This window comes from Allobosea sp. GW823-FHT02B03 (assembly GCF_058797755.1).
Genome location: NZ_JBXAJY010000010.1, coordinates 24844 through 37984, shown reverse-complemented (window position 1 = coordinate 37984; position 13141 = coordinate 24844). Strand labels below are relative to the sequence as shown.

11 protein-coding genes are annotated in these 13141 nt (G+C 65.1%); all 11 read left to right on the top strand.

Features of this window, described 5'->3' with window-relative positions; genetic code table 11:
• Nucleotides 1–20 precede the first annotated feature (20 nt).
• The 11 genes from rpoC to rplB all read left to right on the top strand — a co-directional run bounded on the left by rpoC (nucleotide 21) and on the right by rplB (nucleotide 13136).
• Nucleotides 21–4196 carry a DNA-directed RNA polymerase subunit beta' gene (gene rpoC, locus AC1REK_RS27160; protein WP_316021382.1) on the top strand — a complete coding sequence of 1392 codons (4176 nt, stop codon included), beginning with the start codon at nucleotides 21–23 and terminating at the stop codon, nucleotides 4194–4196.
• A gap of 257 nt (nucleotides 4197–4453) precedes the next feature.
• The gene (locus AC1REK_RS27155; protein ID WP_492273832.1) at nucleotides 4454–5443 is read left to right on the top strand and encodes a helix-turn-helix transcriptional regulator; all 990 of its coding nucleotides are present in this window, start codon (nucleotides 4454–4456) and stop codon (nucleotides 5441–5443) included.
• 466 nt (nucleotides 5444–5909) lie between these two features.
• Nucleotides 5910–6281: a 30S ribosomal protein S12 gene (gene rpsL / locus AC1REK_RS27150; protein ID WP_066480217.1), complete on the top strand. Its 372-nt coding sequence runs from the start codon at nucleotides 5910–5912 to the stop codon at nucleotides 6279–6281.
• A 71-nt stretch (nucleotides 6282–6352) separates the two neighbouring features.
• Complete coding sequence (gene rpsG, locus AC1REK_RS27145; RefSeq protein WP_066480219.1) at nucleotides 6353–6823, top strand: 30S ribosomal protein S7; 471 nt, start codon at nucleotides 6353–6355, stop codon at nucleotides 6821–6823.
• Between the two features lie 36 nt (nucleotides 6824–6859).
• Nucleotides 6860–8935, top strand: coding sequence for an elongation factor G (fusA, locus tag AC1REK_RS27140; RefSeq protein WP_316021384.1), 2076 nt, complete (start codon nucleotides 6860–6862; stop codon nucleotides 8933–8935).
• A 55-nt stretch (nucleotides 8936–8990) separates the two neighbouring features.
• On the top strand, nucleotides 8991–10181 hold the full coding sequence (gene tuf / locus AC1REK_RS27135; protein WP_327522796.1) for an elongation factor Tu: 1191 nt from the start codon (nucleotides 8991–8993) through the stop codon (nucleotides 10179–10181).
• A gap of 70 nt (nucleotides 10182–10251) precedes the next feature.
• A complete protein-coding gene (rpsJ, locus tag AC1REK_RS27130; RefSeq protein WP_043237115.1) occupies nucleotides 10252–10560 on the top strand; it encodes a 30S ribosomal protein S10 in 309 nt (102 codons plus the stop codon).
• A 67-nt stretch (nucleotides 10561–10627) separates the two neighbouring features.
• On the top strand, nucleotides 10628–11353 hold the full coding sequence (gene rplC, locus AC1REK_RS27125) for a 50S ribosomal protein L3 (RefSeq protein WP_316021086.1): 726 nt from the start codon (nucleotides 10628–10630) through the stop codon (nucleotides 11351–11353).
• Nucleotides 11353–11973 (top strand): 50S ribosomal protein L4, encoded by a 621-nt coding sequence (rplD, locus tag AC1REK_RS27120; RefSeq protein WP_316021087.1) that lies wholly within the window; start codon nucleotides 11353–11355, stop codon nucleotides 11971–11973. The genes rplC and rplD overlap by 1 nt, the downstream gene beginning before the upstream one ends.
• A complete protein-coding gene (locus AC1REK_RS27115) occupies nucleotides 11970–12278 on the top strand; it encodes a 50S ribosomal protein L23 (RefSeq protein ID WP_291641576.1) in 309 nt (102 codons plus the stop codon). Before rplD ends, AC1REK_RS27115 begins: the two co-directional genes overlap by 4 nt.
• A gap of 15 nt (nucleotides 12279–12293) precedes the next feature.
• Entirely contained in the window at nucleotides 12294–13136 is an 843-nt protein-coding gene (gene rplB, locus AC1REK_RS27110) for a 50S ribosomal protein L2 (protein ID WP_316021088.1), read from the top strand.
• The last annotated feature ends 5 nt before the right edge of the window (nucleotides 13137–13141 follow it).

Here is a 13141-nt window from a genome sequence, read left to right as displayed (position 1 = left end):
CCGGCTTCAGGAGACAGGCGATGAAGCAAGAGGTCATGAACCTTTTCGGCCAGCAGCCGGTGCAGCAGGCTTTCGACGCGATCAAGATCTCGATCGCCAGCCCGGAGAAGATCGCGTCCTGGTCGTTCGGCGAAATCAAGAAGCCCGAGACGATCAACTACCGCACCTTCAAGCCGGAGCGGGACGGGCTGTTCTGCGCCCGCATCTTCGGGCCGATCAAGGACTACGAGTGCCTGTGCGGCAAGTACAAGCGCATGAAGTTCAAGGGCGTGATCTGCGAGAAGTGCGGCGTCGAGGTGACGCTGGCGCGGGTCCGGCGCGAGCGCATGGGCCATATCGAGCTCGCCGCTCCGGTCGCCCATATCTGGTTCCTGAAGTCGCTGCCCTCGCGCATCGGCCTGCTGATGGACATGCCGCTCAAGGACCTCGAGCGCATCCTCTATTTCGAGTCGTATGTGGTGCTGGAGCCGGGCCTGACCCCGCTCAAGGACCGGCAGCTGCTCTCCGAGGAGGAGTATGTCCGCTGCCAGGAAGAGTACGGCGCGGACACCTTCACCGCGATGATCGGCGCGGAAGCCATCCGCGAGATGCTGCGCGCGCTCGATCTCGACCAGATCAACGCCGACCTGAAGCATGAGATCGCGACCACCACTTCGGAGCTGAAGCCGAAGAAGCTGATGAAGCGCCTCAAGATCATCGAGGCCTTCCAGCTTTCGGGCAACAAGCCGGAATGGATGGTGATGACCATGATCCCGGTCATCCCGCCGGATCTGCGTCCGCTGGTTCCGCTCGATGGCGGCCGCTTCGCGACCTCCGACCTGAACGACCTCTATCGCCGCGTCATCAACCGCAACAACCGCCTGAAGCGGCTGATCGAGCTGCGCGCGCCGGACATCATCATCCGCAACGAGAAGCGGATGCTGCAGGAGTCGGTCGACGCCCTGTTCGACAACGGCCGCCGCGGCCGCGTCATCACCGGCGCCAACAAGCGTCCGCTGAAGTCGCTCGCCGACATGCTGAAGGGCAAGCAGGGCCGCTTCCGCCAGAACCTGCTCGGCAAGCGCGTCGACTACTCCGGCCGCTCGGTCATCGTCGTCGGCCCGGAGATGAAGCTGCACCAGTGCGGCCTGCCGAAGAAGATGGCGCTTGAGCTGTTCAAGCCGTTCATCTATGCGCGCCTCGACGCCAAGGGCTACTCGACCACGGTCAAGCAGGCCAAGAAGCTGGTCGAGAAGGAGAAGCCCGAGGTCTGGGACATCCTGGACGAGGTCATCCGCGAGCATCCGGTGCTGCTGAACCGCGCCCCGACGCTGCACCGCCTTGGCATCCAGGCCTTCGAGCCGGTGCTGATCGAGGGCAAGGCGATCCAGCTGCACCCGCTGGTCTGCGCCGCGTTCAACGCCGACTTCGACGGCGACCAGATGGCCGTGCACGTTCCGCTGTCGCTGGAAGCGCAGCTGGAAGCGCGCGTGCTGATGATGTCGACCAACAACATCCTGCACCCGGCGAACGGCCTGCCGATCATCGTGCCGTCGCAGGACATCGTGCTCGGCCTTTACTACCTCTCGATCATCTCCGATGGCGAGCCGGGTCAGGGCAAGGTCTTCGGTGACTTCGGCGAGCTCGAATACGCGCTGCACGAGAAGGTCGTGACGCTGCATTCGAAGATCAAATACCGCTGGACCGGCGTCGGCGCCGATGGCCAGCCGTATACGAAGATCTACGACACCACGCCGGGCCGCGTGATCCTCTCGACCGCGCTGCCGGAGCACCCGGCCATGACCTTCGACGTCGTCAACAAGCTGATGACGAAGAAGGAGATCTCCAACATGATCGACGCCGTCTATCGCGGCTGCGGTCAGAAGGAATCGGTGATCTTCTGCGATCGCGTCATGGGCCTCGGCTTCAAGCACGCGTTCAAGGCCGGCATCTCGTTCGGCAAGGACGACATGGTGATCCCCGAGAACAAGTGGGAGATCGTCGATACGACCCGCGTCCTCGCCAAGGATTACGAGCAGCAGTACCAGGACGGCCTGATCACCCAGGGCGAGAAGTACAACAAGGTCGTCGACGCCTGGGCGAAGTGCTCCGACAAGCTCGCCCAGGAGATGATGGCCCGCATCTCGACCGTGAAGAAGGACGAGAACGGCCGCGACAAGCCGATCAACTCGATCTACATGATGTCGCACTCGGGCGCCCGTGGTTCGCCGGCGCAGATGCGCCAGCTCGCCGCCATGCGCGGCCTGATGGCCAAGCCGTCGGGCGAGATCATCGAGTCGCCGATCATCTCGAACTTCAAGGAAGGCCTCGACGTTCTCGAGTACTTCAACTCGACCCACGGCGCCCGTAAGGGCCTCGCCGACACCGCGCTGAAGACGGCGAACTCGGGTTACCTGACCCGTCGTCTCGTCGACGTGGCGCAGGACGCGATCATCTCCGAGGTCGATTGCGGCTCCGACAACGGCATCAAGATGCGCGCCATCATCGATGCCGGCCAGGTCGTGGCTTCGCTCGGCATCCGTATCCTCGGCCGCTCGGCGGCGGAGGACGTCACGGATATCGACGGCAATGTCCTCGTGCCGAAGGGCACAATGATCGAGGAAAGCCACATCGAGAAGATCAACGCCGCCGGTGTCCAGGAGGTGAAGATCCGCTCGGTGCTGACCTGCGAGACCAAGAACGGCGTCTGCGCGACCTGCTACGGGCGCGATCTCGCCCGCGGCACGCCCGTCAACATGGGCGAGGCCGTCGGTGTCATCGCGGCGCAGTCGATCGGCGAGCCGGGCACGCAGCTCACCATGCGTACCTTCCACATCGGCGGCGCCGCCACGATCGCGGACCAGTCCTTCGTCGAGTCCAACTTCGAAGGCGTCGTGAAGATGCGCAACCGCAACGTTGCGCGGAACTCCGACGGTGACCTGATCGCCATGGCGCGCAACATCGCCATCGTGATCGTCGGTCCGGATGGCGCCGAGCGCGCCGTGCACCGCGTCCAGTTCGGCTCGAAGCTGCGGGTCGACGAGGGCGACAAGGTCAAGCGCGGCCAGCGCCTGATCGAGTGGGACCCCTATTCCCGCCCGATCCTGGCGGAAGTGGACGGCAATGTCGGCTACGAGGACCTCGTGGACGGCATGTCGATCACCGAGACGACCGACGAGGCGACGGGCATCTCCAAGCGCGTCGTCATCGACTGGCGCGGTTCGGCCCGTACCTCGGACCTCAAGCCGGCGCTCACCGTGCAGGGCCCCGACGGCAAGATCGCGAAGCTCGCCCGCGGTGGCGACGCCCGCTACATCCTGCCTGTCGACGGCATCATCTCGGTGGAGCCGGGCTCCTCGATCAAGGCCGGCGACGTGCTCGCCCGTGTCTCGACCGACTCGGCCAAGACCCGCGACATCACCGGCGGTCTGCCGCGGGTGGCGGAGCTGTTCGAGGCGCGTCGTCCGAAGGATGCGGCGATCATCGCCGAGAAGGCCGGCGTCATCGGCTTCGGCAAGGACTACAAGAACAAGCGTCGCGTCACGCTGACGCCGCATGACGGCTCCGAAGGGCTCGAGTACCTGATCCCGAAGGGCAAGCACATCCATCTCCAGGACGGCGACGTCGTCGAGATGGGCGACTACATCCTCGACGGCAACCCGGCCCCGCACGACATCCTGGCGATCAAGGGCGTCGAGGAGCTGGCGGCTTATCTGGTGAACGAAATCCAGGAGGTCTATCGCCTCCAGGGCGTCGGCATCAACGACAAGCACATCGAGGTGATCGTCCGGCAGATGCTGCAGAAGGTCGAGATCACGGATGGCGGCGACACCGACATCCTGACCGGCGACCAGATCGACCGCATCGAGCTGGAAGAGGTCAACGCCAAGATGCGCGAAGAGGGCAAGAAGCCGGCCTCCGGCGTTCCGGTCCTGCTCGGCATCACCAAGGCCTCGCTGCAGACCCGCTCCTTCATCTCGGCGGCGTCCTTCCAGGAGACCACCCGCGTCCTCACCGAGGCGGCGGTCAACGGCAAGCACGACACGCTCGAGGGCCTGAAGGAGAACGTCATCGTCGGCTCGCTGATCCCGGCGGGTACGGGTGCGCAGGTCGCCCGCATCAAGCAGGTGGCGACGCGCCGCGACGATCTCATCGTCGGGCAGAAGGCCGATGCTGCGGCCAAGGCTGCGGCCGCGGTGCTGCCGGCCGCCGAGTAAGCGCGGCCAACAGGCTCATATCAATGTGGAACGGCCGCCCTCGGGCGGCCGTTTTACTTTGTCTTGACGCTCGGGCGGCCGATCTGCCTAAGCTTACGCAGCGAAACGTGCCGGGGGGCTGACGATGCGCTGCTTGATGGGCTGGGGCTATGGATGAGCGTTTCCTGGAAAGCCTCTATGAGGCCGCAGTCGTTCCTGAGCTGTGGCCGGAGATACTGAGACGGTTCCAGAGCGAGATGCGCGGGGCAGGGGCGGTCATGGTGACCGTGGCCGGCGGGCAGGCGCGCTGGATCTCGTCCTCGCCGGAATTCGACGAGGTCGTCGCGACCCATTTCGAACGCTTCCCCGGCAACGGGCGTACGGCCCGGCTGATCGGCCGCAACCATGCCGGCTTCCTGCGCGATATCGACATCTTCACCGAGGAGGAGATGGCGCTGGAACCGGTCTATGCGGATTTCCTGGTGCCGCGCGGGCTCGGCATCGGCGTTGCGACCTCAATCGTCTCGCCGAGCGGAGAGGCCTTCATCCTGCATGCAGAGCGGGAGCGGCGGGAGGGGCCCGTCGATGCGGCGCAGATCCGTAGGCTCGATGACCTGCGACCGCATCTGGCACGCGCGATGCTGCTCTCGGCGCGGCTCGACTTCGAGCGGGCGCGCGGTGCGACGCAGGCGCTCGAGGCGATGGGGCTGCCGGCGGCAGTGCTAGACCGGAGCGGGCGACCACTCTCGATCAACGCCTCGCTGGCGGGCATGATCCCGGATGTGGCGCAGGACCGGCTCGCGCGGCTGACCCTGACCAACCCTGCAGCCGATGCGCTGCTGGAGGCTGCGCTTGCGACCATGGGGCAGATGCGGGTGGGCGCCGCGGTGCGTTCGATCCCGATCGCCCAGGAGGGCGACCGGCCGCCGCTCATCGTCCATCTCTCGCCGGTCCGCGGCGCGGCACATGACGTCTTCGCGCGGGCCAGCACGATCCTGGTGGTGACGCCCGTGGTGCTCGGCGACGCGCCGAGTGCGGCGGTCGTGCAGGGGCTGTTCGACCTGACGCCGGCCGAGGCCAGGCTTGCGGCACTGATCGCCGCCGGCAGCCGTCCGCGCGATGCTGCGGCGACGCTCGGCGTGACCGAGGAAACCGCCCGCACCACATTGAAGCGGGTGATGGCGAAGACGGGACTGCACAGGCAGGCCGAGCTGGTCGGGCTGCTGCGCGGAGCACGGATCGGCACGACGGGCGAGGGGACGGCCTGAAGCAGGAGAGGAGGCGTGCGCCAGGGCGCGCCAATCGATCCTGTGCAAGGCTGCGTGTCAGGGGGGCGGCAGGCTTGGCTTCCGCTCCCGAGGGGCGCTAGGCTGGAGGCACGCGCCGGAGCGGCAGCTTGTCTCAGAGACAAGACTGAACGCATCGTAAATCCGGACTTGACGCGAATCTCCAGCTGAGTCATAAGCGCGCCACTGTCGACGGCTGTCGGACACGTTTGTCGCTTACCATTAGTTGTGAGCGAATTTCGCGACCGAAACTCCGTCGGAATTCCAGCGTCGATAGACGACATGGCAGGACGCATGAATGCGGGTTTCCCGTGTTCCTCTGCATGGCGAACGCGCCTGAGGCCTCTTTAAAGGGCGCCGATGGCGCGGCTTCGTTTGTGTCATGGCTACGCCGGTGCCGGAAGGACCATGAGATTTTCCAAACGCTCAAGGGAGCGAGAGGCCTTAAATGCCGACAATCAGCCAGCTGATCCGCAAGCCCCGTTCGCCCGTCAAGGCGCGCAATTCTGCTCCGGCGCTTGAAAATTGCCCGCAGAAGCGCGGCGTTTGCACGCGCGTCTACACGACGACGCCGAAGAAGCCGAACTCGGCGCTTCGTAAGGTCGCCAAGGTGCGCCTGACCAATGGCTTCGAGGTCATCGGCTACATCCCGGGTGAGGGGCACAACCTCCAGGAGCACTCGGTCGTCATGATCCGTGGCGGCCGCGTCAAGGACCTTCCCGGCGTGCGCTATCACATCCTGCGCGGCGTGCTCGACACGCAGGGCGTCAAGAACCGCAAGCAGCGCCGCTCGAAGTACGGCGCCAAGCGTCCCAAGTGATTTTCTGCCTGACCGGCTGGCCGAAAGACCGGCCGGTTCGCAGCTTTTGAGATTTGACCGGAGACTAGACGATGTCCCGCCGCCATAGCGCCGAAAAACGCGAGATCATCCCGGACGCCAAGTTCGGCGACGTGATCGTGACGAAGTTCATGAACTCCGTCATGTACGAAGGCAAGAAGTCGACCGCCGAAGGCATCGTCTACGGCGCGTTCGACATCATCGAAGGCAAGCTGAAGAGCGATCCGCTCGCCGTCTTCAAGAGCGCCCTCGAGAACGTCGCTCCGGCGATCGAGGTCCGTTCCCGCCGCGTCGGCGGTGCGACCTACCAGGTTCCCGTCGAAGTCCGTTCGGAGCGCCGCCAGGCCCTCGCGATCCGCTGGCTGATCGCTGCCGCCCGCGCGCGCAACGACCGCACCATGGTCGAGCGTCTTTCGGCCGAGCTGATGGACGCCGCCAACAACCGCGGCAACGCCGTGAAGAAGCGCGAAGACACGCACCGGATGGCGGAAGCCAACCGCGCCTTCTCGCACTATCGCTGGTAATCCGTCCGCGACCCCCCGGAAAGACAGAGCACTTCCATGGCCCGTTCCCATCCCATCGATCGCTATCGCAACTTCGGCATCATGGCCCACATCGATGCGGGCAAGACGACGACGACCGAGCGCATCCTGTTCTACACGGGCAAGAACCATAAGCTCGGCGAGACGCATGACGGCTCGGCGACCATGGACTGGATGGCCCAGGAGCAGGAGCGCGGCATCACGATCACGTCCGCCGCGACGACCTGCTTCTGGCGCGACAACCGCCTGAACATCATCGACACCCCCGGCCACGTCGACTTCACCATCGAAGTCGAGCGTTCGCTGCGCGTGCTCGACGGCGCCGTCTGCGTGCTCGACGGCAACCAGGGCGTCGAGCCCCAGACCGAGACCGTCTGGCGCCAGGCCGACAAGTACGACGTTCCGCGCGTCGTGTTCGTCAACAAGATGGACAAGATCGGCGCCGACTTCTTCCGTTGCGTCCAGGACATCATCGACCGCGTCGCCGGCAAGCCGGTCTGCCTGCAGATCCCGATCGGGGCCGAGTCGGACTTCCAGGGCGTCATCGACCTGATCAAGATGAAGGCGATCGTCTGGGACGGCGAGGCTCTCGGCGCGTCCTATAACGAGCGCGACATCCCGGCCGATCTCGCCGACAAGGCCGCCGAGTACCGCAACAAGCTGATCGAAGCTGCCGTCGAGATGGACGATGCGGCGATGGAAGCCTATCTCGAGGGCACCGAGCCTGACGCCGACACCCTGCGCAAGCTGATCCGCACCGCGGTGCAGCGCCGCGCCTTCCACCCGGTGCTGTGCGGCTCGGCCTTCAAGAACAAGGGCGTGCAGCCCCTGCTCGACGCCGTCGTCGACTTCCTGCCGTCGCCGGTTGATCGCGGCGAGATCAAGGGCATCGACTTCAAGACCGAGGAAGAGACCGTTCGTCGCCCGACCGACGAGGATCCCTTCTCCATGCTCGCCTTCAAGATCATGGACGACCCCTTCGTCGGCACCATCACCTTCTGCCGCGTCTATTCGGGCAAGGTCGAGGCTGGTGCGGGCGTCATCAACTCGACGCGCGACAAGAAGGAGCGTGTCGGCCGCATGCTGCTGATGCATGCGAACAACCGCGAGGACATCAAGGAAGCCTTCGCCGGCGACATCGTCGCCCTGGCCGGCCTCAAGGACGTCCGCACCGGCGACACGCTGTGCGATCCCATCAAGCCGGTGATCCTGGAGCGCATGGAGTTCCCCGAGCCGGTCATCACGATCGCGATCGAGCCGAAGTCCAAGGCCGACCAGGAGAAGCTGGGCCTCGCCCTGTCGAAGCTCGCGAACGAGGATCCGTCCTTCCGCGTCTCGACCGACCAGGAGAGCGGCCAGACCATCCTCAAGGGCATGGGCGAGCTGCACCTCGACATCAAGGTCGACATCCTGCGCCGGACCTACAAGGTCGACGCCAATATCGGCGCGCCGCAGGTTGCCTATCGCGAGACCATCACCAAGAAGGTCGACGTCGACTACACCCACAAGAAGCAGACCGGCGGTACCGGCCAGTTCGCCCGTGTCAAGTTCACGGTCGAGCCGAACGAGACCGGCAAGGGCTTCGAGTTCGAGTCGAAGATCGTCGGCGGAACGGTTCCGAAGGAGTACATCCCGGGCGTCGAGAAGGGCCTCAACTCGGTCATCGGCTCGGGCGTGCTCGCCGGCTTCCCGGTCGTGGACGTCAAGGTCACGCTGACCGACGGCGCCTTCCACGAAGTCGACTCGTCGGCTCTGGCCTTCGAAATCGCCTCGCGTGCCGGTCTCCGTGAAGGCCTGCAGAAGGCTGGCGCGGTGCTGCTCGAGCCGATCATGAAGGTCGAGGTCGTGACCCCGGAAGATTACACCGGTTCGGTCATCGGCGATCTGAACTCGCGTCGTGGCCAGATCCAGGGCCAGGACATGCGCGGCAACGCTGTCGTCATCAACGCGATGGTGCCGCTGGCGAACATGTTCGGCTACGTCAACCAGCTGCGTTCGTTCAGCCAGGGGCGTGCCAACTACACCATGCAGTTCGACCACTATGAGCAGGTTCCTTCGGCGGTGGCCGCCGAGGTCCAGGCCAAGTACGCCTGAACTGACAACGACTTAAACCGAACACTTGAACAAGATTTGACGGACGGAGGCTGACATGGCCAAAGAGAAGTTCTCCCGCACGAAGCCGCACTGCAACATCGGCACGATTGGTCACGTCGACCATGGCAAGACGTCTTTGACGGCAGCGATCACGAAGGTTCTGGCCGAGGTGGGCGGCGCGTCGTTCACGGCGTACGACCAGATCGACAAGGCGCCTGAGGAGAAGGCCCGCGGCATCACGATCTCGACCTCGCATGTCGAGTACGAGACGGCTGCGCGTCACTATGCGCACGTCGACTGCCCCGGGCACGCCGACTATGTGAAGAACATGATCACCGGCGCGGCGCAGATGGACGGCGCGATCCTGGTGGTTTCGGCGGCCGACGGCCCGATGCCGCAGACCCGCGAGCACATCCTGCTGGCGCGCCAGGTCGGCGTTCCCGCGCTGGTGGTGTTCATGAACAAGGTCGATCTCGTCGACGACGCCGAGCTGCTCGAGCTGGTCGAGATGGAGATCCGCGAGCTTCTGTCGAAGTACGACTTCCCGGGCGACGACATCCCGATCACCAAGGGCTCGGCCAAGGTCGCGCTGGACAACGGCGACAAGGCGATCGGCCATGACGCGGTGGTCGCGCTGATGCAGACGGTCGACGACTACATCCCGCAGCCGGAGCGTCCGATCGACCAGCCGTTCCTGATGCCGGTCGAAGACGTGTTCTCGATCTCGGGCCGCGGCACGGTGGTGACCGGCCGCGTCGAGCGCGGCATCGTCAAGGTCGGCGAGGAAATCGAGATCGTCGGCCTGAAGGACACCGTCAAGACGACCGTCACGGGCGTCGAGATGTTCCGCAAGCTGCTCGACCAGGGCCAGGCCGGCGACAACATCGGCGCGCTGCTGCGCGGCACGAAGCGCGAGGACGTCGAGCGCGGCCAGGTGCTGTGCAAGCCGGGCTCGGTGAAGCCGCACACCAAGTTCAAGGCCGAGGCCTACATCCTGACCAAGGAAGAGGGCGGTCGCCACACCCCGTTCTTCACCAACTACCGCCCGCAGTTCTACTTCCGCACGACGGACGTGACCGGCGTGGTGCACCTGCCGGAAGGCACGGAGATGGTGATGCCGGGCGACAACATCTCGATGGAAGTGCACCTGATCGTGCCGATCGCGATGGAAGAGAAGCTGCGCTTCGCCATCCGCGAAGGCGGCCGCACCGTCGGCGCCGGCGTCGTCGCTTCGATCCTCGCGTAAGCAAGGGCTGATCTGAGGGCGAAGGCCCTTTGTGGCCTTCGCCTTTTCACGTCACGGAGATAACAAGACCATGAACGGTCAGAATATCCGGATCCGCCTCAAGGCGTTCGATCATCGCATCCTCGATGCGTCGACGCGCGAGATCGTCTCGACCGCGAAGCGGACCGGCGCGCAGGTGCGCGGCCCGATCCCGCTGCCGACGCTGATCGAGAAGTTCACCGTCAACCGCTCGCCCCATATCGACAAGAAGTCGCGCGAGCAGTTCGAGATGCGGACCCACAAGCGGGTTCTCGATATCGTCGACCCGACCCCCCAGACGGTCGACGCCCTCATGAAGCTCGATCTCGCCGCCGGCGTCGACGTCGAAATCAAGCTCTGATCCATCATCGGGTCCTCTGTTTCCGGGTTTTCCGGATGGACATGACCCCAAGGGAAGGTGTGCACCGATGCGTTCCGGTGTGATTGCACAGAAAGTCGGGATGACCCGCATCTTCACCGATGCCGGGGAGCATATCCCGGTCACGGTGTTGAAGCTCGACAACTGCCAGGTTGTCGCGCATCGCACGATCGAGAAGAACGGCTATGTCGCCGTGCAGCTCGGGTCGGGCTTGGCCAAGGTCAAGAACGTCTCAAAGGCGCAGCGCGGCCATTTCGCCGTCGCCAAGGTCGAGCCGAAGCAGAAGCTCGTCGAGTTCCGCGTCACTGACGACGCGCTGATCCCGGTCGGCGCCGAGCTCACCGCCGACCATTTCGTCGTCGGCCAGTTCGTCGATGTCAGCGGCACGACCACCGGTAAGGGTTTCGCCGGCGGCATGAAGCGCTGGAACTTCGGCGGTCTGCGCGCCACCCACGGCGTCTCGATCTCGCATCGCTCGATCGGTTCGACCGGCGGTCGTCAGGACCCTGGCAAGACCTTCAAGAACAAGAAGATGCCCGGCCATATGGGTGTCGATCGCGTGACCACGCAGAACCTGCGCGTCGTCCAGACGGATGTCGAGCGCGGTCTGATCCTGGTCGAGGGTGCGGTCCCCGGCGTCGCCGGCGGCTGGATCCACGTCCGTGACGCGATCAAGCGCGCCTTGCCGAAGGACGCTCCGCTTCCGGGCAAGTTCAAGGTCGCCGGTGGCGACGCCCAGGCTCCTGCGGCCGAGACCGTTGAGGAGAACGCGTGATGAAGCTCGATATCACCACTCTCGAAGGCGGTAACGCCGGTTCCGTCGAGCTCTCCGACGCGATCTTCGGCCTCGAGCCGCGCGCCGACCTGCTCGCCCGCATGGTCCGCTACCAGCTGGCCAAGCGCCGCGCCGGTACGCACAAGACCAAGGGCCGTTCGGAAGTCGATCGCACCCGCAAGAAGATCTACAAGCAGAAGGGCACCGGCGGCGCTCGCCACGGCGCGGCTTCGGCTCCGCAGTTCCGCGGCGGCGGCAAGGCCTTCGGGCCGGTGGTGCGCGACCATGCGCACGACCTGCCGAAGAAGGTGAAGGCCCTGGCCCTGCGCCATGCGCTTTCGGCCAAGGCCAAGGATGCCGGACTGATCATCATCGACGACGCCAAGCTGGCGGAGCCGAAGACCAAGGTCCTGCTGGGCCATTTCAGCAAGCTCGACCTGTCGAGCGCGCTGGTGATCGGCGGTGCCGAGATCGACGTGAACTTCGGCCTGGCCGCGCGTTCGATCCCGAATGTCGACGTCCTGCCGATCCAGGGCATCAACGTCTATGACATCCTGCGTCGCGACAAGCTCGTGCTGACGCGCTCGGCTGTCGATGCGCTGGAGGCGCGCTTCAAATGAGCCAGTCCAAGAACATGGATCCGCGGCATTACGACGTGATCGTGAGCCCGGTGATCACCGAGAAGGCGACGATGCTCTCCGAGCACAACAAGGTCGTCTTCGAGGTTGCCAAGACCGCGACCAAGCCGCAGATCAAGGCGGCGGTCGAGAAGCTGTTCGACGTCAAGGTGAAGAGCGTCAACACGCTCGTCACCGAGGGCAAGGTCAAGGTCTTCCGGGGCCGGCTCGGCCAGCGCTCGGACGTCAAGAAGGCGGTCGTGACCCTCGAGGAAGGTCACTCCATCGACGTGACCACGGGCCTGTAAGAGAGGATCGACAACATGGCTTTGAAGCATTTCAAGCCGGTCACGCCGAGCCTTCGCCAGCTCGTGATCGTCGACCGCAGCGAGCTCTACAAGGGCAAGCCCGTCAAGGCGCTGACCGAGGGCAAGTCGTCCTCGGGCGGCCGCAACAACAACGGCCGCATCACCGTCCGCTTCCGCGGCGGTGGCCACAAGCGCACGCTGCGCCTGATCGACTTCAAGCGTCGCGGCAAGGCCGGCGTCGCGGCGACCGTCGAGCGGATCGAGTACGATCCGAACCGCAGCGCCTTCATCGCGCTGATCAAGTACACCGACGGCGAGCTGAGCTACATCCTGGCTCCGCAGCGCCTGGCTGTCGGCGACACCGTCGTCGCCGGTGACTCGGTCGACGTGAAGCCCGGCAACGCCGCCCCGATGGGCTCGCTGCCGATCGGCACCATCGTCCACAATGTCGAGCTCAAGATCGGCAAGGGCGGGGCGCTGGCGCGTTCGGCGGGCAACTACGCCCAGATCGTCGGTCGTGACCAGGGCTATGTCGTGGTTCGCCTGAACTCGGGCGAGCAGCGTCTGATCAGCGGTCAGTGCTATGCTACCGTCGGTGCGGTCTCGAACCCGGACCACATGAACACCAACGACGGCAAGGCCGGGCGCTCGCGCTGGCTGGGTCGTCGCCCGCACAACCGCGGTGTCTCGATGAACCCGGTCGACCATCCGCACGGCGGCGGTGAAGGCCGCACCTCGGGTGGCCGTCATCCGGTCACGCCCTGGGGTCTGCCGACCAAGGGCAAGAAGACCCGCTCGAACAAGCGGACCGATACGTTCATCGTGTCGAGCCGTCACGCCCGCAAGAAGAAGAACTGAGGTCC